Below are 19,100 nucleotides of genomic sequence, written 5' to 3'. Positions count from 1 at the left end.
TTCCTCCGGGTTTGGGGAAAACCCAGGGCTAAAGGGGCGTTCCGGGTCATTCTGAACGGGTCCTAGCGTGACCGGCTCCTGCGGGGAGAGCTGATGATCCGGGCCCAACTCGACAAACTGCTGACCGTGGTGATCGCCGGAGTGCTGGCCGGGTTGGTGCTGGCCGCCGCCGCCCTACCCGCGGCCCTGGTCTTCGGGATCGGCTTCAGCGCCCTGTCGACGCCGTACTCGGAGCTGCCGAACACACTCCGGACGCCACCCACGGCGCAGCGCTCCAACCTCTACGCCAACGACGGCACGACCCTGATCACCTCCTTCTACCAGGAGGACCGGGTGGACGTGCCGCTGCACGAGGTGGCTCCGGTCATGCGCCGGGCGATCGTGGCCGCCGAGGACGTCCGGTTCTACCAGCACAGCGGTGTCGACCTGCGGGGCGTGGTGCGCGCGTTCACAGTCAACAAGCGCGACGGCCGGACCCGGCAGGGCGCCTCCACGCTGACCATGCAGTACGTCCGCAACGTGCTCAGCAACGACCCCCGGCTGACCGAGGCGCAGCGGGACGCCGCCACCGAACTCACCACCGTCCGCAAGCTCCAGGAGATGCGGTACGCGCTCGCGTTGGAGCGGGAACTCGACAAGGACGAGATCCTGACCCGTTACCTCAACATCGCCTACTTCGGCGCCGGGGCGTACGGCATCGCGGCGGCCAGCAAGCGGTACTTCTCCCGCTCCCCGGCCGAGCTGACCCTGGCCCAGGCGGCACTGCTCGCCGGTCTCGTGCGTTCGCCCGACAGCGACGATCCGATAAACGGCGACGCCGACAGCGCTGTGGCCCGGCGGTCGTACGTGTTGGAACGGCTGGTGGAGTCGGGGCAGGTGCCGGCGGACGCGGCGGCCGCCGCGCGGGCCGAGCCGCTGCAACTGCGCACCAGCGAGACCCCGAACGACTGCACGGGCGTGCCCGACGCGCACAACGACTGGGGCTTCTTCTGCGACTGGTTCACCCGCTGGTGGAGCAGCCAGCCCGCGTTCGGGGCGACAGCCGACGAGCGGCAGCGCGCGCTGCGCCGGGGCGGCTTCTCCATCGTGTCGTCGCTGGACCCGGGCGTGCAGCGGGCCACCACCGAGCAGGTGTTGAGGATCTATCCGACGACCAGGGCCGAGGCGTTGCCCACCGCGGTGGTGCAACCGGGCACCGGGCGGGTGCTGGCGATGTCGGTGAACCGCGCCTACAGCGTCGCGGGCAACCCGGTCGGGCAGAAGAATCGCCCGAACACCGTCAACCAGTTGATCGCCGGCGGCGGCGCGATCGAGGGGTACCAGGGCGGCTCGACGTTCAAGCTCTTCACCCTGCTGGCCGCGCTGGAGGCCGGCCTGCCGCTGTCGACCGACTTCGTGGCGCCGACCCAGTTGCTCACCCGCTTCCCGGTGACCGGGGGAGCGAGCTGCGACGGACGGTGGTGCCCGGCGAACGCCAGCCCGTCGTCGATGGACGGCCCCCGCACCATGTGGAGCGCGTTCGGCCGCTCGGTGAACACGTACTTCGCCTGGCTCACCGAGAAGGTCGGCGCCGACCGGGTGGTGGAGATGGCTGAGCGGCTCGGCATCGTGCTGCGAGCCGAGTCCGACGCCAAGCTGGCCCGCTACGGCGCGAAGGACTGGGGTCCGTTCACACTGGGCGTGGCCGCGACCACCCCGTTGGACCTGGCCAGCGCGTACGCCACTGTGGCGGCCGAGGGAACCTGGTGCGCGCCGCTGCCGGTGGTCTCGATCACCGATTCGGGCGGCAGGCCGGTCGACGCCGCCAAGCCGGACTGCCGGCAGGTGCTCGACGCCGACGTGGCGCGGGCAGCGACCGACGCGGCCCGCTGTCCGGTCGGCGACCAGTCGATGTACGGGCGCTGCGACGGCGCCACCGCTCCCGGGTTGCGGGCGAAGCTCGGCCGTCCGGTGGCGGGCAAGACCGGCAGCTCGGAGCGGTACGAGACGGAGACGGTGGTGGCGTTCACGCCGCAACTCGCGGTCGCCTCGATGGCGGCGAACCCGGACGATCCCCGGGACGCGGTCGGTCAGGCGGTGCAGGCCCAGATCGTGAACGCGGTCGGCGAGGTGCTCGCCTTCGCCCTGCGCGACCAACCGGTCCGCGACTTCGTCCCGCCGAGCGGACGAACCGCCTTCCAAGCCCAACCCCAAGCCGGCAACTAACCCCACCCCATCCCACCCCACCCCACCCCACCCATCCCGCCGATCTTGCACTTTCTGTCGTGACAAAAGGTGCCGAGACCCCATAAATCGGCAACACAAAGTGCAAGATCGCGGGGAGCGGGGAGCGGGGAGCGGGGAGCGGGGTGCGGGGTGTGGGGTCGGGGTGTGGTTAGGGGGTTTGTTCGGCGTTGCGGGCTATGTTGCGGGCCATTCCGCCGAAGACCACAGCGTGGAACGGGGCCACCGACTTCCAGTAGGCGTGCCCCGGCAGGCCGCGCGGCAGGAAGACGGCGCGTTGCTGGTAGCGGCTACGGCCGTCGTCGGCCGGCACTACCCGCATCTCCAACCAGGCCCGGCCGGGCAGCCGCATCTCGGCGCGCAGTCGCAGCAGCTCGCCCGGGACGATCTCCTCGACCCGCCAGAAGTCCAGCGCCTCGCCGACCTGGAGGCGGTGCGGGTCGCGTCGACCCCGGCGCAGTCCGACCCCGCCGACCAGCCGGTCCAGCCAGCCTCGGATCGACCAGGCGAGGGGGAACGAGTACCAGCCGTGTTCGCCACCGACGCCCTCGACGACCCGCCAGAGCGCCGCTGGTGGGGCGTCCACCGCCCGCTCCCGCACGTCGGTGTAGGCGGTGCCACCGGACCACACCGGGTCGGTGGGCAGTGGCTCGGCGGGCGCGTCCGGGCCGCTCGCTGTGGACCAGCGGGTCTCCACCTGGGCGTCGCGCACCTTGGCCAGCGCCAGCGCCACGGCCTCGTCGAAGCCGGTCAGCCCGCCGGGTGGGTCCGGGATGTAGCGGGCGATGTCGTGTTCGTGGGCTACCGCCTCGTGGATCAGGCTCTCCACCAGCGGGCGGGCGATCTTGTTCGGCACCGGGGTGATCAGCCCGACCCAGTGCGAGGAGAGCGACGGCGTGAGTGGGCGGACCGGCACGATGATCCGCTGGCGCAGCCCGGCCACCCGGGCGTAGCGCTGCATCATTTCGCGGAAGGTCAGCACGTCCGGCCCGGCGACGTCGAAACCCCTGTTGACCTCGGCAGGCAGGTCGGCGCAGCCGGACAGGTAGTGCAGCACGTCGCGGACCGCGATCGGTTGGATCCGGTTGCGGACCCAGCGCGGCGTGATCATGGCGGGTAGCCGCTCGGTCAGGTAACGCAGCATCTCGAACGACGCCGAGCCGGACCCGATGATCACCGCGGCGCGGAGCACCGCCGTGGGCACGCCGCTGCCGAGCAGGATCCGGCCCACCTCGGCGCGGGACCGCAGGTGCGGAGATGGCACCTCCGCGTCGGACGCCGGCTCCGGGCCGCCCAGGTAGACGATCCGCCGTACACCGGCCGCCTGCGCCGCCGCCGCGAAGTTGGTCGCCGCCGTCCGGTCGGCCGCCTCGAAGTCGGACCGGCCCAAGGAGTGCACGAGGAAGTACGCGACGTCCACGTCGGCGAACGCGGCGGCCAGCGTCTCCGGTCGACTCAGGTCTCCTTCGACGATGTCGGCCGCCGAGGCCCAGGGCACGTCGCGCAGCCGCACCGCCTTGCGGGCGAGGCAGCGCACGGTGTGTCCGTCGGCGAGCAGCAGCGGTGTCAGCCGCCCGCCGATGTAGCCGGTAGCGCCGGTGACGAGGCATCTCACGGGTTCCAGTGTGCGGCCCCCTAGACTCGTTCGCTGTGGAGACCGAGACGAGCACCTTCTGGGGGCCGGATTTCGCGCAGCTCAGGGCCACCGACCCGGAGATCGCCGGGGTGGTCCTCGGCGAATTGGACCGGTTGCGCGGCGGCCTGCAGCTCATCGCCAGCGAGAACCTGACCTCGCCGGCGGTGCTGGCCGCGCTCGGCTCGACGCTGACCAACAAGTACGCCGAGGGTTACCCGGGTCGGCGCTACTACGGCGGCTGCGCCGAGGTGGACAGGGCCGAGGAGATCGGCATCGCCCGGGCCAAGGAGCTCTTCGGGGCCGAGCACGCCAACCTCCAGCCGCACTCCGGGGCGAGCGCCAACCTCGCCGCGTACGCCGCGCTGGTGCAGCCGGGGGACACGGTGCTGGCGATGGACCTGCCGCACGGCGGGCACCTCACCCACGGCAGCCGGGTGAACTTCTCCGGCAAGTGGTTCCACCCGGTCGGCTACCCGGTGCGGCCGGACACCGAGCAGATCGACTACGACGAGGTACGGGACCTGGCGCGCGCGCACCGACCCAAGCTGATCATCTGCGGCGCCACCGCGTACCCGCGCCTGATCGACTTCGCGCGGTTCCGGGAGATCGCCGACGAGGTCGGCGCGTACCTGATGGTGGACGCGGCGCACTTCATCGGCCTGGTCGCCGGCCGGGCGATCCCGTCCCCGGTGCCGTACGCCGATGTCGTCTGCGCCACCACCCACAAGGTGCTGCGCGGGCCGCGCGGCGGCATGATCCTGTGCCGCGAGTCGCTGGCCCAGCGGATCGACAAGGCGGTCTTCCCGTTCACCCAGGGCGGCCCGCTGATGCACGCGGTAGCGGCGAAGGCGGTCGCGCTGCGCGAGGCCGCCCAGCCGGAGTTCCAGACGTACGCCCGGCAGGTGGTCAGCAACGCCCAGGCGCTCGCCGCCGGGCTGGCCGACGAGGGGATGCGCCCGGTGTCCGGTGGCACCGACACCCACCTCGCCCTGATCGACCTTCGGGAGCTGGGGGTGACCGGCGCCGAGGCCGAGCGCCGCTGCGACGCCGCGTCGATCACCCTGAACAAGAACGCCATCCCGTACGACCCGCAGCCGCCGATGGTGGCCTCCGGCATCCGGGTGGGCACACCGAGCGTCACCACGCAGGGGATGCGCGAGGGGGAGCTGCGCCAGGTGGCGACCCTGATCGCCCGCGCGGTGCGCACCGATCCCGGCGCTCCGGGCGGGGCCGACGAGTTGACCCGCCTCGGTGCCGAGGTGTCCGAGCTGGTCGCGGCGTTCCCGGCGTACCCCCGTGGCTGAGCCCGGGGTGGTCGAGCCGGACACCGACCGGCGGTGGCGGTTGCGGCACCTGCCGGTGCTGTTGGCCGCGTCGGCGGCGCTCGCCGCGGTCGCGGCGGTGGTCGGTGGGGTGACCGGCGGCGTGACGGGTGCGCTCGGCGCGGCGGCCGGCGTGGGCGTCACGGTGCTCAGCTACACCCTCACCACAGTGGTGCTGGCCCGGGCCGACCAGGTCAACCCGCAGTTGCTGCTGCCGCTCGGCCTGGGCCTGTACGTGTTGAAGTTCAGCCTGCTGGGCGTGGTGCTGGTGGCGGTGGCGTCGACCGGTTGGCCCGGATTGATCCCTCTTTGCCTTGGCATCGTCGCCGGGGTGGCAGTGTGGACAGCGGTGCACCTCTGGTGGCTGACCACGGTGCACGCTCGCCGACCGCGCGGCTGACCTGGCGGTCGTCCCAACCAGCGGACGCGCCGGAATGTGTCGGCCTCCGGTCATTTTCCGACGGGCGGAAGGGGAGTAGCGTGCCCACAGACGACGGCGCCCACGAGAAGCCCACACAACGACGGTTGTGCGGGGGGTGAGGCACAGCCTCGTCTTCCCGGCTGATATCGTTCGCCCCGTCATGGCTGGTGACCAAACCCCCCGTCCCGCCGGTGAACCGGACGATTATCCGTCCGGCGCCGGTCAGGGTTGGACCGCGCTCAGCTACCTCATCGGAGGAATGCTCGTGTGGGGTTTCATCGGCTGGCTGGTCGACCAGTGGCTCGATACCGGTGGCGTCGCCACCGGCATCGGCGTCGTGCTCGGCGTGACCGGGGGGATCATCCTCGTCGTCCGTCGGCTCGGCACGCCTACTTAGGAAGGGACACGGTGTTCGGACAGGCGAACGTTCTGGCAGCGGGCCAGGCGGCATTCCCACCCAGTGTGGACGACTTCTACCTGCCCGCGATCGTGCCCTGGGGTGTGGAGAACGCCCCGTGGTTCACCAAGTTCACGCTGATGATCTGGGTCGCGGTCGGCTTTCTGATCATCTTCTTCCTGGCGACCTATCGGAACCCGAAGTTGGTGCCGACCAAGAAGCAGTGGTTCGCCGAGTCGATCTACGGCTTCGTCCGGAACAACATCTCGGTCGACATGATCGGTCACCAGGGCGTCCGGTTCGCTCCCTACTTCACGACGCTGTTCTGCTTCGTGTTGGTGACGAACGCGTTCGCGATCATTCCGCTCTTCCAGATCTCGCCGAACTCGCACATCGCCTTCCCGGCGATCCTCGCGGTGATCAGCTACGTGCTGTTCAACTACATCGGCATCCGGCACCACGGCTTCGGCAAATACTTCAAGCACGCCCTGATCCCGCCGGCACCGTGGTACATCCTGCCGCTGCTGATCCCGATCGAGGCGTTCTCGACCTTCATCATCCGGCCGTTCTCGCTGGCCGTCCGTCTCTTCGCGAACATGTTCGCCGGCCACATGCTCCTGCTGGTCTTCACGCTCGGCGGCTTCGCGATGCTCAACGCCAACGCCTGGCTGGCGCCGATCTCGGTGGTCTCCTGGGTGATGACAGTGGCGCTGACCCTTCTCGAAGCGCTGGTCATCGTCCTGCAGGCCTACGTCTTCACCGTGCTGAGCGCCAGCTACATCCAGGGCGCGCTCGCCGAAGAGCACTGATCCACGCACCAACCGTTGTCGTCCCGCGTGAGAGTCACGCGTGATAACCAGGAGGAACCACACCAATGGACGCTAGCGTTCTCGCCGAGGTTACCGGTAGCACCGCTGCCATCGGCTACGGTCTCGCCGCCATCGGCCCGGGCATCGGCGTTGGCCTGGTCTTCGCCGCCTACATCCAGTCGACCGCCCGGCAGCCCGAGTCGTCGCGCATGACCCTGCCGTACGTCTGGATCGGCTTCGCCGTCATCGAGGCGCTCGCGCTGTTCGGCATCGCCTTCGGCTTCATCTGGGCCGGCTGATTCCGCCCCTTCCGACCGGGAGGTCACCCATGTTGTTCCTCCTCGCCGCCGAGGGTGGTGAGTCAGACCACAACCCGATCATTCCGATCTGGCAAGAGATCGTGGTCGGCACGGTCGCCTTCGCCGTGCTCTGCTTCGTCCTGATGAAGTTCGTCTTCCCGCGCATGGAGCAGACGTTCCAGGCTCGGGTCGACGCCATCGAGGGCGGCATCAAGCGCGCCGAGGCCGCCCAGGCCGAGGCGAACCAGCTGCTCGAGCAGTACCGTGCCCAGCTCGCTGAGGCCCGGACCGACGCCGCCAAGATCCGTGACGACGCGCGGGCCGACGCCGAGGGCATCCGCCAGGACATCCTCGCCAAGGCGCGGGAAGAGTCCGACCGGGTCATCCAGGCGGGCAAGGACGCGCTCGCCGCCGAGCGGGCCACCATCGTGCGCGAGCTGCGCGCGGAGGTCGGCACGATCGCGGTGGACCTGGCCAGCAAGATCGTTGGCGAGTCGCTGGCCGACGAGGCGCGGCGTAAGGGCACCGTCGACCGGTTCCTGAGCGGTCTCGAGAGCACGGGGGCCCGCTGATGCAGGCCGCCAGCCGGGAGTCGTACAAGGTCGCGGCCGAGCGCCTCGACGCGTACGTCCGCGGCGCGGAGCCGTCAGCGGTGGCCTCCACCGCCGACGCCATCCTCTCCGTGGCGACCCTGCTGCGGCGTGAGCCGCGGCTGCGCCGGGCGCTCTCCGAGCCGTCCCGGTCCGGCGAGGATCGCGGCGCTCTGCTCGGCGACATGCTCGGCGGGCGGATCGGCGCGGACGCGCTCGACCTGCTCGTGTCGCTGGTCGCCGGCCGGTGGTCGGCACCCTCGGAGCTGCTCGACGGCACCGAGCGGCTGGGCGTGGAGGCGCTGCTCGCCAGCGCCGACAAGGCCGGCGAGCTGGGCGAGGTCGAGGACGAGCTGTTCCGCTTCGGTCAGGTAGTGGCCGGTCAGTCGGCGCTGAGCAACACGCTCGCCGACCCGGTCGCCCCGGTCGAGCAGCGGGCCACCCTGGCCCGCGAGCTGCTCGCCGACAAGGCCCGTCCGGTCACCGTCCGCCTCGTCGAGGTCGCACTCGGCGGGTACGGGGGGCGCTCCTTCACCGGCGCGCTCACCCGGCTGGTGGAACTCGCCGCCGAGCGACGCGACCGGCAGGTGGCGTACGTGACCGTCGCGGCCCCGTTGAGTGACGAGGACGAGCGCCGGCTGGGTGCGAGCCTCAGCGCGATATACGGTCGAGAGGTCTCCGTCAAGCAGACGGTGGACCCCCACGTCCTGGGAGGCGTGAGCGTGCGGGTCGGCTCCGACCTGTACGACGGCACCATCCTGCGCCGCCTCAACGAGACCCGCAACGCGCTCGCGAAGCGCTGAGCGGCTCCGCCGCCCAGCAATGTGGTGGCTTCGCCGCCCCGGCGCTGAGCGGCTCCGCCGCCCAGCATCGGGGTGACTGGATCGCTCAGTGCCCGGAATGACAGACGCCATTCGGACCGGTCGGTACTAGGTATCCCGGGCCCCTGAATTTTAAGGAAGCAGAGGATGGCCGAGCTGACCATCTCGACGGAGGAGATCCGCGGCGCCCTGGAGCGCTACGTCTCTTCCTACTCGTCCGACGTCTCCCGCGAGGAGGTCGGCACCGTCGCCGACACCGGCGACGGTATCGCCCACGTCGAGGGCCTGCCCTCGACCATGACCAACGAGCTCCTGGAGTTCGAGGACGGCACGCTCGGCGTGGCGTTGAACCTCGACGTCCGGGAGATCGGCGTCGTCGTTCTCGGTGACTCCGCCAAGCTGGAGGAAGGGCAGCGCGTCAAGCGCACCGAGCGGGTTCTCTCCGTTCCGGTCGGCGACGCCTTCCTCGGCCGCGTGGTCAACGCGCTCGGTGAGCCGATCGACGCGCTCGGCGACATCGCCAACGAGGGCTTCCGCGAGCTGGAGCTGCAGGCTCCGAACGTGATGTCCCGGCAGTCCGTCGACGAGCCGCTGCAGACCGGCATCAAGGCCATCGACGCGATGACCCCGATCGGTCGGGGCCAGCGGCAGCTCATCATCGGTGACCGGAAGACCGGTAAGACCACTGTCGCCCTGGACGCCATCCTCAACCAGCGGGACAACTGGCGCACCGGCGACCCGAAGAAGCAGGTTCGCTGCATCTACGTCGCCATCGGCCAGAAGGCCTCCACGATCGCCTCCATCAAGGGGCAGCTCGAGGAGGCGGGCGCGATGGAGTACACCACCATCGTCGCCTCGCCGGCGTCCGACCCGGCTGGCTTCAAGTACCTCGCCCCGTACACCGGCTCGTCCATCGGGCAGCACTGGATGTACGGCGGCAAGCACGTCCTGATCGTCTTCGACGACCTGAGCAAGCAGGCCGAGGCGTACCGCGCCGTGTCGCTGCTGCTGCGTCGCCCGCCGGGCCGTGAGGCGTACCCGGGTGACGTCTTCTACCTGCACTCCCGCCTGCTGGAGCGCTGCGCGAAGCTCTCCGACGAGCTGGGTGGCGGCTCGATGACCGGTCTGCCGATCATCGAGACGAAGGCCAACGACATCTCGGCCTTCATCCCGACCAACGTCATCTCGATCACCGACGGCCAGATCTTCCTGGAGACCGACCTGTTCAACCAGGGCGTCCGTCCGGCGATCAACGTCGGTACCTCGGTCTCCCGGGTCGGTGGCGCCGCGCAGGTGAAGCCGATGAAGAAGGTCGCCGGTTCGCTGCGGCTCAACCTGGCCCAGTACCGCGAGCTGGAGGCGTTCGCCGCCTTCGCCTCCGACCTGGACCGGGCCTCCCGTGCCCAGCTGGACCGCGGTTCGCGCCTGGTCGAGCTGCTCAAGCAGCCGAACTACTCGCCGTTCCCGGTGCAGGAGCAGGTCGTTACGGTCTGGGCCGGCACCGAGGGCAAGCTGGACGACGTCCCGGTGGGCGAGGTCCGCCGCTTCGAGTCGGAGTTCCTCCAGTACCTGCGGCACAAGCACCAGGGTGTGCTGGCCGGCATCGCCGACAACCAGTGGAACGATGACATCATCGGCTCACTGGACAGCGCGATCGCCGAGTTCAAGCAGGTCTTCCTCAACAAGGAGGACGAGCGCAAGGTCAACGACGCGCCGGCCGCGCCGCTTGAGGGCGACGAGAACCGCGAGACGGTGACCCGCTTCCGCGACGGCGCGACCGACCGCCCGGCCGAGAGCTGATCCCGTGGCGGCCCAGGTACGCGTTCTTCGTCAACGGATCCGCTCGGCGAAGTCGATGAAGAAGATCACCAAGGCGATGGAGCTCGTGGCGACGAGCCGGATCGCCAAGGCCCAGGCCCGGGTGCAGGCGTCCCTGCCGTACGCCCAGGCCATCACCGGCGTGCTCACGGCGCTGGCGTCCAACGCGCGGATCGACCACCCGCTGCTCACCCCGCGCGAGCGGGTGCGGCGGGCCGGCGTCCTGTTGGTCACCAGTGACCGTGGCCTGGCCGGCGGTTACAGCTCCAACGCGATCAGGATGGCCGAGTCGCTGATCGCGCGGCTCAGGGCGGACGGCAAGGAGCCGGTGCTCTACGTCATCGGGCGTAAGGGCGTCGGGTTCTACCGGTTCCGCGAGCGGCCGATCGAGGCGAACTGGACCGGCTTCAGCGAGCAGCCGTCGTTCGAGGACGCCCGTACCGTTGGTGAGACGCTGATCAAGGCGTTCACCGCCGGCGCGGACGACGTCGACGGCGGGGCCGGAGCGGACGGGGTGCTCGGCGTCGACGAGTTGCACATCGTCTACACCGAGTTCCACTCGCTCATGACGCAGAACCCGGTCACCAAGGTCATCGGTCCGATGCAGGTGGAGGACCGGCCGCGCTCCGAGGGGTTGCTGCCGGCGTACGAGTTCGAGCCGGAGGCGGAGGCGCTGCTCGACGCGCTCCTGCCGAGGTACATCAACACGCGGATCTACGCGGCGTTGATCGAGTCGGCGGCGAGTGAGTCGGCGGCACGGCGGCGGGCGATGAAGAGCGCCACCGACAACGCCGAAGAGATGATCGAGAAGTACACGCGCGAGATGAACTCGGCTCGCCAGGCCGGGATCACCCAGGAGATCAGCGAGATCGTCGGCGGCGCCAACGCGCTGGCCGCGTCGGGAAGTGAAGTGTGATGACTGCACCAGTAGAGACCAAGACGGCCACGGGTCGCGTGGTCCGGGTCATCGGCCCGGTCGTCGACGCCGAGTTCCCGCGCGACGCGATGCCGCCCCTGTTCAACGCCTTGAACGTGAAGGTGAACCTGTCCGGCGGTGAGAAGACGCTGACCCTGGAGGTTGCCCAGCACCTGGGTGACAACCTGGTCCGTGCCATCTCGATGCAGCCGACCGACGGCCTGGTCCGTGGCGCCGAGGTGCGCGACCGCGGCGAGCCGATCACGGTGCCCGTGGGTGACGCGGTCAAGGGCAAGGTGTTCAACGCGATCGGCGAGGTGCTCAACCTCAAAGAGGGCGAGACGTTCGAGGCCGACGACCGGTGGGGCATCCACCGCAAGGCCCCGGCCTTCGCGGACCTTGAGCCGAAGACCGAGATGCTGGAGACCGGCATCAAGGTCATCGACCTGCTCGCCCCGTACGTCAAGGGCGGCAAGATCGGCCTGTTCGGCGGCGCGGGCGTGGGCAAGACGGTGCTCATCCAGGAGATGATCACCCGGGTTGCCCGCAACTTCGGTGGCACCTCGGTGTTCGCCGGCGTGGGGGAGCGCACCCGTGAGGGCAACGACCTCATCGCCGAGATGACCGAGTCCGGCGTCATCGACAAGACCGCGCTGGTCTACGGCCAGATGGACGAGCCGCCGGGCACCCGGCTGCGGGTGGCGCTCTCCGCGCTGACCATGGCGGAGTACTTCCGGGACGTGAAGAAGCAGGAGGTGCTGCTCTTCATCGACAACATCTTCCGCTTCACGCAGGCCGGTTCGGAGGTGTCCACCCTGCTCGGCCGTATGCCGAGCGCCGTGGGTTACCAGCCGACCCTGGCCGACGAGATGGGCGAACTCCAGGAGCGGATCACCTCCGTCCGGGGCCAGGCCATCACCTCCATGCAGGCGATCTACGTGCCGGCGGACGACTACACCGACCCCGCCCCGGCCACCACGTTCGCCCACCTGGACGCGACCACCAACCTGGAGCGGTCGATCTCCGACAAGGGCATCTACCCGGCCGTGGACCCGCTGGCGTCCTCGTCCCGGATCCTTGCCCCGGAGTTCGTCGGCGCCGAGCACTTCCAGGTTGCCACCGAGGTGAAGCGGATCCTGCAGCGCTACCGCGACCTGCAGGACATCATCGCCATCCTCGGCATCGAGGAGCTCTCCGAGGAAGACAAGATCACCGTGGCTCGCGCCCGGCGGATCGAGCGCTTCCTCTCGCAGAACACCTACGCGGCGGAGCAGTTCACCGGCGTGCCGGGCTCGACGGTCCCGATCAAGGAGACCATCGAGGCGTTCCGCAAGATCAGCGAGGGCGAGTACGACCACTTCCCCGAGCAGGCGTTCTTCATGTGCGGCGGTCTCGAGGACCTGGAGCGCAAGGCTGAGGAGCTGATGAAGAGCTGACCCAGCTCTCATCCGTAGCAAAAAGACTGCCCCGGCAATGCCGGGGCAGTCTTTTGTTCATGTTCGCGTCTTACCATCGTCGCGGTCCGTTACTCGTGGTCGTCACTCCGGAGGGTCCCGAGCTACGGTTCGTTCCGCGCTCACGTGAACGAGCGTTGATCTTTGCAACCTTTCGACGACGTGCGCCCGTCTTCCTCATCGTGGGCGTAACGAACGGAGCTGCTCGTGGGTAAGGCCGGCAACAGTGGCCGCAAGCGGTCCATCTGGCGAGGTGTGCCCCGGTGGGCCAGGATCTGCACGGTGTTCGGCACCGTGCTGACGGTGCTCAGCGGCGCCGTGCTGGTCGGCACCGAGGTGCTCATGGCCCGCTACGAGGGGTCCGTCGGCAAGGCCGACCTCTTCGGCGACCAGGCGGCGGGCGCCCAGGCGAAGAAGAGCGACATCAAGGGTCCGCTGAACATCCTGCTCGTCGGCATCGACCCGCGTACGCCGACGGCCGCGCCGTTGGCTGACTCGATCATGGTGCTGCACGTGCCGGCCTCGATGGACCGGGCCTACCTGTTCTCGCTGCCTCGTGACCTCTACGTGCGGATCCCGGCGTTCAAGAAGGCCGACTTCCCGGGCGAGACCACGAAGATCAACGCCGCGATGTCGTTCGGCAGCAAGGTGCCGGGAGCCAACCCGGACGCGGCACGGGGCTTCGAGTTGCTGGCCACGACAGTGCAGAACCTCACAGGCATCAAGCGCTTCGACGCCGGCGCGATCATCAACTTCACCGGTTTCCAGAAGATCGTCGACGCCATGGGCGGTGTCGACATGTACATCGAGCGCGACGTGAAGTCCGAGCACAAGCAGCCGGACGGCAAGCCGCGGCCGGGCAACACGCGTGGTGAGGGCTACGTCGGCCCGCAGGCGATCTACAAGAAGGGCAACCGGCATCTGAGTGGGTGGCAGGCGCTGGACTACGTCCGGCAGCGCTACCCGAAGAACGGCGTTCCGGATTCCGACTACGGTCGGCAGCGCCACCAGCAGCAGTTCGTCAAGGCCATGGTCGGTCAGGCGTTCAGCGCCGACGTGGTGTCCAACCCGATCAAGCTGGACAAGGTGCTCCGTGCCGCCGGCCAGTCGTTGATCTTCAACGGCCGGGGCAACAGCGTTGTCGACTTCGGGCTCGCCCTGAAGGACATCCGCCCGAACACCATCGAGATGATCAAGCTGCCCGGTGGCGGGGTCTTCGAGGGTAGTAAGTACCTGGGCGAGCAGTTCCAGGACGGTGTTCCGGACTTCTTCACCGCCCTGCACAACGAGCAACTCGACCCGTTCCTGCTGGAGCACCCGGAATTCGTCAACAAGGCCAAGTAGTCAGGTCGGCGTTGTCCCCACCCGCGTTGGGCGCGCCGCGTCGTCAGGCTAGACTTTCGGCAATCCGTAGCCGCAGCAAGGAGACAGCGTGGCACAGCAGCTTCACGTCGAGCTCGTCGCCGTCGAGGAGAAGGTCTGGTCCGGTGACGCCGAGATGGTCGTCGCCCGGACGACCGAAGGCGAGCTCGGTGTCCTGCCGGGGCACGCGCCGCTGCTCGGCCAACTCGCCGAGCCCGGCCAGGTACGCATCAAGCTCGCCGGCGGCGAGCAGGTCGCCTACGAGGTGGCCGGCGGCTTCCTCTCGGTGAGCGCCGACGGTGTCACCGTGCTGGCCGAGAGCGCAACCCCGGTCTCCGCGCAGAGCCGCTGAGCCACACCGGGGATGGAGATCGTCGAAGGATTCGGAATCGGCGTTGTCGTCATCCTCGGCGCGCTTCTGACCCTCTTCGTCCGGCGAGCTCTCGTCACCCGCAGCGGTGGCATCATCCGGCTCAGCGTGCGGGTCTCCACCATGCTCGACGGCCGCGGCTGGTCGCCCGGCTTCGGCCGGTTCGCCGGTGACGAGCTGCGCTGGTACCGGATGTTCAGCTTCGCGATCCGGCCCAAGCGGGTGCTCTCCCGCAAGGGGCTGGCCGTGGAGCGCCGCCGGTTGCCCGAAGGTCAGGAACGGTTCTCCATGCCGGCCGACTGGGTGATCCTCCGCTGTACGAGTAACCACGCACCGGTGGAGATCGCCATGGCGCGATCGACAGTCACCGGTTTTCTCTCCTGGCTCGAGGCCGCCCCTCCGGGGGCGGTCTCGCCGCGTATGGCCTCCCAGGACTGGCCGGCTGCCTGATCGGCTCTTCTGTGGTTGCTCTTGGCTTCCGTGGTCGCTCTTGTGGTTTCCGGGGGAGCCCGCCCGGCTCCGGGCGGTCAGGCTTGATCCCTGCGCCGGGCGGGCTCCCCCGGAAACCCTTCGTTGCCGCTGTGCGTCGATCCGGCGGGCTTTGATCACCTGCCGTTACCGGGGCGGCTGAGTCCCGCCTTCTCGGTGCTGCGCTGCGCGCCGCGCCGCGCTGCGATGCGCGCCGGGCTGCGCGGCTTGCGCGTCGGTCGAGGTGCTGGTCGGCTTGGCTCGCCGAGGAGTCGGCCCTGGCTACGCGTGGTGGCGGGCAGAGTGGGAACCCAGACCTCGACGTGGTGCGAAGCGCCCGACGTTCAGCGCTTGCCGCCCGGCACCCATAGCACGTCTCCTGCCGGATTTGCCGTTCTTGACAGGATAAAGAGCAGATCGGAGAGCCGGTTGAGATACTTTGCCGGGAGCGTGCTGGTTCGTTCCGGATCGTGGCTGACCAGCGCCCACGCTGCCCGTTCGGCACGCCGGGCGACGGTCCGCGCCACGTGCAGCAGTGCCGCACCTGCGGTGCCGCCGGGGAGGATGAAGGAGTCGAGCTTGCTCAGGCGTGCGTTGTACTCGTCGCACCAGCCCTCAAGGCGCTCGACGTACGCCTCGGTGACCCGCAGCGGCGGGTACTTCGGCTCCGGCTCGACCGGGGTGGACAGGTCGGCGCCGACGTCGAACAGGTCGTTCTGCACCGACCCCAGCACGCCGCGAAGCTCCTCGTCGAGGTTTCCCAGCGCGAGCGCGACACCGATCGCCGCGTTGCACTCGTCGACATCCGCGTACGCGGCGATCCGTGGATCGGTCTTCGGCACCTGCTCGTTGTTGCTCAGCCTGGTCATGCCGGCGTCGCCGGCCTTGGTGTAGATGCGCGTGAGGTGGACGGCCATGACGCACAGCCTACGGATTCCCGACCTGACGATCCCGGCGCGGCCGGACAGCACCGCCGGCTGGCCGGTGGTGGTGGGTCCCGGCGACGCCGGCGATTCGGCGGTCAACGATGTCGACGTCATCCGGGTACGCGGTGACGCCCGACTGTCCGGCACCGTGCACGTGGTCGGTGCCAAGAACTCGGCGTTGAAGCTGATGGCCGCCGCGCTGCTCGCGCCGGGCCGCAGTGTGATCACCAACGTCCCCCGGATCACCGACATCGCGATCATGGGGGAGGTGCTGCGACGGCTGGGCTGCGACGTCCAGTTCGACGCGGACGACCCGGTCGACCCGATGGTCGTCCGTGGTGGAGTGGCCCGGTCCCGGTCGGTGACGATCGACGTACCCGAGCAGCCGGGCGCGGAGGCCGACTACGACCTGGTCCGACGGCTGCGCGCGTCGATCTGCGTGCTCGGCCCGTTGCTGGCCCGCCGGGGGTACGTGCGGGTGGCCCACCCCGGCGGCGACGCGATCGGGTCGCGGGGGTTGGACATGCACATCTCCGGGCTGACCCGGATGGGCGCGGAGATCTCCGGTGAGCACGGTTTCGTCATCGCCTCCGCCCCGCACGGGCTGCGTGGCGCGGACATCGTGCTGGATTTCCCCAGCGTCGGCGCGACCGAGAACCTGGTGATGGCGGCGGTGCTGGCCCAGGGCACCACGATGATCGACAACGCGGCCCGGGAGCCGGAGATCGTCGACATCTGCACGATGCTCAACCAGATGGGTGCGCGCATCGTCGGCGCGGGCACGTCGACGTTGCGCATCACCGGTGTGCCCGGTCTGCGTCCGGTGCGCCATGCCACGGTGGGGGACCGGATCGTCGCCGGCACCTGGGCGTTCGGCGCGGCGATGACCCGCGGCGACGTGACGGTGACCGGGCTGGACCCGGCCTTCCTGGAGGTCGCCCTGGACAAGGTCGTGGCGGCGGGCGGGCTGGTGGAGACCCGGGGAGACGGCTTCCGCGTACGGATGGACGAGCGGCCCCGGGCGGTGGACGTGGTGACGCTGCCGTACCCCGGCTTCGCCACCGACCTGCTGCCGATGGCGATCGGGCTGGCGGCCGTCAGCGACGGTGCCTCCCTGATCACCGAGAACATCTTCGACGGCCGGTTCATGTTCGCCAACGAGATGATGCGGCTCGGCGCGGACATCAAGACCGACGGGCATCACGCGGTGGTCCGGGGTCGGGAGCGGCTCTCCGGTGCCCCGGTGCGGGCCACCGACATCCGGGCCGGCGCAGGGTTGATCATCGCCGGACTCTGCGCGGAGGGGGTCACCGAGGTCTCCCACGTGCACCACGTCGACCGGGGCTACCCGGACTTCGTGGCCGACCTGCGTGCGCTCGGGGTGGCGGTCGAGCGGGGCACCACGCCGGAGGAGCCGGCGCTGGAGATCTGAGGCCCCCACGACCCGGCCCGACCGCCACTTAGCCATCGTTCAGGCTCGCCGACTAGGGTGCAGGCAGGCACTCAATCGCAGCGAGGGAGAAGCAGATGGCGGGTCGACTCGCGGTCGTCGGAGCCGGGTTGATGGGTTCCGGCATCGCCCAGGTGGCGGCGCAGGCGGGCTGGCAGGTGACGCTGCGCGACCTGGACGACGCGGCCACCACCCGGGGTCTGGGCGGTATTCGGAAGTCACTGGAGAAGTTCGCCGAGAAGGGCAAGATCGAGGCGTCCGAGGTCGAGGCGACGCTGGCCCGGATCACCCCGACCACCGACCTGGAGGCGGCGGCGGACGCGGACATCGTGGTCGAGGCGGTCTTCGAGCGCCTGGAGATCAAGCACGAGGTGTTCCGCGCCCTGGACAAGATCTGCAAGTCGGACGCGGTGCTCGCCACCAACACCTCGGCCATCCCGGTCACCCAGATCGCCGCGGTGACCGAGCGGCCCGAGACGGTGGTCGGCACCCACTTCTTCTCCCCGGTGCCGATGATGCAACTCTGCGAGCTGGTACGCGGTTACAAGACCAGCGACGCCACGCTGGACACCGCGCGGGCCTTCGCCGAGGAGATCGGTAAGACGGTCGTCGTGGTCAACCGGGACATCGCCGGCTTCGTCACCACCCGGTTGATCTCCGCCCTGGTGATGGAGGCGGTCAAGCTGGTGGAGTCCGGGGTGGTGTCCGCGGAGGACCTGGACACCGCCTGCCGGCTGGGCTTCGGGCACGCGATGGGCCCGCTGGCCACCACCGACCTGACCGGCGTGGACGTGCTGCTGCACGCCTCGAAGAACATCTACACCGACACCGCCGACGAGAAGTTCTTCCCGCCGGAGCTGCTCCAGCGGATGGTCACCGCCGGTGACCTGGGCCGCAAGACCGGCAAGGGCTTCTACACCTACTGAGACCGGCAGCCGCGGGGGCCCGTTCGCGGGCCCCCCGGTTCAGCTCAACTCGGGCCGGGCGGCGCGGCCAGCGCTGCCGCGACGAAGTCGAGGGCAGCGGGTATGACCGAGCCCCAGTAGCGGAAGTCGTGCCCGCCGTCGGCGTACTCGGCTCGGGCGGCCGGCTCGGGAAGGGCCCGCTCCAGCGCCTGCACGTCGGCGAGGAGGTCGTCCTGGCGACCGCACCAGAGGCCCAGCGGAGTGCCGCGTAGCCGGTCGACACCGGCGAAGACGGCATCACCGGGCGCGACGGCGGGGGAGAAGGCCGCCACCGCCCGGAGTGACCCCGGCCAGGTGGCGGCGAGCAACAGCGAGCCGAAGCCCCCCATGGACCAGCCCCAGGCCGCCAGCCGGGTGGCGTCGAAGCCCCGCTCGGCGCACCAGGCCGGCACCTCCTCACGCACCATCCGCTGCGGGTCGTCCCGGCCGGCGGGGCGCCAGGAGAGGCGGTCGCCGGTCGCTCCGGCGAGCACGAACGGCGGCGCACCCCGACGTACCGCGTCGGTCAGGAAGCGCCCCAGGCCGAGCCCGGGGAAGTCCCGTGCGGTGGTGGACGCGCCGTGCAGCACCAGGCAGACCGGCAACCCCTGACCGTCGCCGTGCCCGTCCGGGACGGCGGTGTAGAAGTCGACCGAGCGGTCACGTGCGGCGGACTGGCGGCTGACCAGTCGCTCGTCGCCGGCCGGCGCGTCCGGGGGAACGGGCCGCGTCGGCGACGGCCGGATCAGGTCGCGGGCCGTCCAGCCGACCCCGACCGCCAGCGCCGTCGCCCCTGCCCCCGCGAGCAGGAGCCCGCGCCGGGTCGGTCGAGCGGCCATCGTCAGAGTCTGGCAGCCCCACGGCGGATCGGGGG

General features: G+C 69.9%; 19 protein-coding genes. 16 read left to right on the top strand and 3 right to left on the bottom strand.

Annotation, left to right across the window (positions count from 1 at the left end):
* Positions 1-93 precede the first annotated feature (93 nt).
* Positions 94-2,205 carry a transglycosylase domain-containing protein gene (locus NIE111_RS28440; protein WP_238687356.1) on the top strand — a complete coding sequence of 704 codons (2,112 nt, stop codon included), beginning with the start codon at positions 94-96 and terminating at the stop codon, positions 2,203-2,205.
* Between the two features lie 169 nt (positions 2,206-2,374).
* Here NIE111_RS28440 and NIE111_RS28435 read toward each other — a convergent pair whose 3' ends face one another.
* Positions 2,375-3,838 (bottom strand): SDR family oxidoreductase, encoded by a 1,464-nt coding sequence (locus NIE111_RS28435; RefSeq protein ID WP_238687355.1) that lies wholly within the window; start codon positions 3,836-3,838, stop codon positions 2,375-2,377.
* Positions 3,839-3,873: 35 nt separating this feature from the next.
* Between NIE111_RS28435 and glyA the strand changes: the two genes are divergently transcribed.
* The 13 genes from glyA (at position 3,874) to NIE111_RS28370 (ending at position 14,888) form a co-directional block, all read left to right on the top strand.
* Positions 3,874-5,163: a serine hydroxymethyltransferase gene (glyA, locus tag NIE111_RS28430; RefSeq protein WP_196919496.1), complete on the top strand. Its 1,290-nt coding sequence runs from the start codon at positions 3,874-3,876 to the stop codon at positions 5,161-5,163.
* Entirely contained in the window at positions 5,156-5,581 is a 426-nt protein-coding gene (locus tag NIE111_RS28425) for a hypothetical protein (protein ID WP_238687354.1), read from the top strand. The genes glyA and NIE111_RS28425 overlap by 8 nt, the downstream gene beginning before the upstream one ends.
* Before the next feature lie 181 nt (positions 5,582-5,762).
* The gene (locus tag NIE111_RS28420) at positions 5,763-5,999 is read left to right on the top strand and encodes an AtpZ/AtpI family protein (protein ID WP_091405894.1); all 237 of its coding nucleotides are present in this window, start codon (positions 5,763-5,765) and stop codon (positions 5,997-5,999) included.
* Positions 6,000-6,010: 11 nt separating this feature from the next.
* A complete protein-coding gene (gene atpB / locus NIE111_RS28415) occupies positions 6,011-6,808 on the top strand; it encodes a F0F1 ATP synthase subunit A (protein WP_112584020.1) in 798 nt (265 codons plus the stop codon).
* Between the two features lie 65 nt (positions 6,809-6,873).
* Positions 6,874-7,107 carry an ATP synthase F0 subunit C gene (locus tag NIE111_RS28410; protein ID WP_091405890.1) on the top strand — a complete coding sequence of 78 codons (234 nt, stop codon included), beginning with the start codon at positions 6,874-6,876 and terminating at the stop codon, positions 7,105-7,107.
* Positions 7,108-7,139: 32 nt separating this feature from the next.
* Positions 7,140-7,679, top strand: a complete 540-nt coding sequence (locus NIE111_RS28405; protein ID WP_112584053.1) for a F0F1 ATP synthase subunit B — start codon at positions 7,140-7,142, stop codon at positions 7,677-7,679.
* Positions 7,679-8,500 (top strand): F0F1 ATP synthase subunit delta, encoded by an 822-nt coding sequence (locus NIE111_RS28400; protein ID WP_238687353.1) that lies wholly within the window; start codon positions 7,679-7,681, stop codon positions 8,498-8,500. Before NIE111_RS28405 ends, NIE111_RS28400 begins: the two co-directional genes overlap by 1 nt.
* A gap of 165 nt (positions 8,501-8,665) precedes the next feature.
* Positions 8,666-10,318 carry a F0F1 ATP synthase subunit alpha gene (gene atpA, locus NIE111_RS28395; protein WP_238687352.1) on the top strand — a complete coding sequence of 551 codons (1,653 nt, stop codon included), beginning with the start codon at positions 8,666-8,668 and terminating at the stop codon, positions 10,316-10,318.
* Positions 10,319-10,322: 4 nt separating this feature from the next.
* Positions 10,323-11,252, top strand: a complete 930-nt coding sequence (locus NIE111_RS28390) for a F0F1 ATP synthase subunit gamma (RefSeq protein ID WP_238687351.1) — start codon at positions 10,323-10,325, stop codon at positions 11,250-11,252.
* Positions 11,252-12,688 carry a F0F1 ATP synthase subunit beta gene (gene atpD / locus NIE111_RS28385; RefSeq protein WP_210785813.1) on the top strand — a complete coding sequence of 479 codons (1,437 nt, stop codon included), beginning with the start codon at positions 11,252-11,254 and terminating at the stop codon, positions 12,686-12,688. The genes NIE111_RS28390 and atpD overlap by 1 nt, the downstream gene beginning before the upstream one ends.
* A gap of 219 nt (positions 12,689-12,907) precedes the next feature.
* Positions 12,908-14,050: an LCP family protein gene (locus NIE111_RS28380; RefSeq protein WP_238687473.1), complete on the top strand. Its 1,143-nt coding sequence runs from the start codon at positions 12,908-12,910 to the stop codon at positions 14,048-14,050.
* A gap of 88 nt (positions 14,051-14,138) precedes the next feature.
* Positions 14,139-14,420: a F0F1 ATP synthase subunit epsilon gene (locus NIE111_RS28375; protein WP_030333186.1), complete on the top strand. Its 282-nt coding sequence runs from the start codon at positions 14,139-14,141 to the stop codon at positions 14,418-14,420.
* A 12-nt stretch (positions 14,421-14,432) separates the two neighbouring features.
* Positions 14,433-14,888: a DUF2550 domain-containing protein gene (locus tag NIE111_RS28370; RefSeq protein WP_112584026.1), complete on the top strand. Its 456-nt coding sequence runs from the start codon at positions 14,433-14,435 to the stop codon at positions 14,886-14,888.
* Between the two features lie 362 nt (positions 14,889-15,250).
* On the opposite strand, the gene NIE111_RS28365 is transcribed toward NIE111_RS28370, so the two are convergent.
* Positions 15,251-15,823, bottom strand: coding sequence for a cob(I)yrinic acid a,c-diamide adenosyltransferase (locus NIE111_RS28365; protein WP_238687350.1), 573 nt, complete (start codon positions 15,821-15,823; stop codon positions 15,251-15,253).
* Here NIE111_RS28365 and murA point away from each other — a divergent pair.
* Both murA and NIE111_RS28355 read left to right on the top strand, forming a co-directional pair.
* A complete protein-coding gene (murA, locus tag NIE111_RS28360) occupies positions 15,822-17,264 on the top strand; it encodes a UDP-N-acetylglucosamine 1-carboxyvinyltransferase (protein WP_238687349.1) in 1,443 nt (480 codons plus the stop codon). The two genes, NIE111_RS28365 and murA, sit on opposite strands and share 2 nt — an antisense overlap.
* A gap of 95 nt (positions 17,265-17,359) precedes the next feature.
* Positions 17,360-18,208 (top strand): 3-hydroxyacyl-CoA dehydrogenase family protein, encoded by an 849-nt coding sequence (locus tag NIE111_RS28355; RefSeq protein WP_238687348.1) that lies wholly within the window; start codon positions 17,360-17,362, stop codon positions 18,206-18,208.
* Between the two features lie 44 nt (positions 18,209-18,252).
* On the opposite strand, the gene NIE111_RS28350 is transcribed toward NIE111_RS28355, so the two are convergent.
* Positions 18,253-19,065, bottom strand: a complete 813-nt coding sequence (locus tag NIE111_RS28350) for an alpha/beta hydrolase (protein WP_238687347.1) — start codon at positions 19,063-19,065, stop codon at positions 18,253-18,255.
* Positions 19,066-19,100: the final 35 nt, after the last annotated feature.

The organism is Micromonospora hortensis (assembly GCF_022230935.1).
GTDB classification, from domain to species: domain Bacteria; phylum Actinomycetota; class Actinomycetes; order Mycobacteriales; family Micromonosporaceae; genus Micromonospora; species Micromonospora hortensis.
Note: the sequence above shows the minus strand (reverse complement) of the source record. Positions and strands in the feature narration are given on the sequence as shown.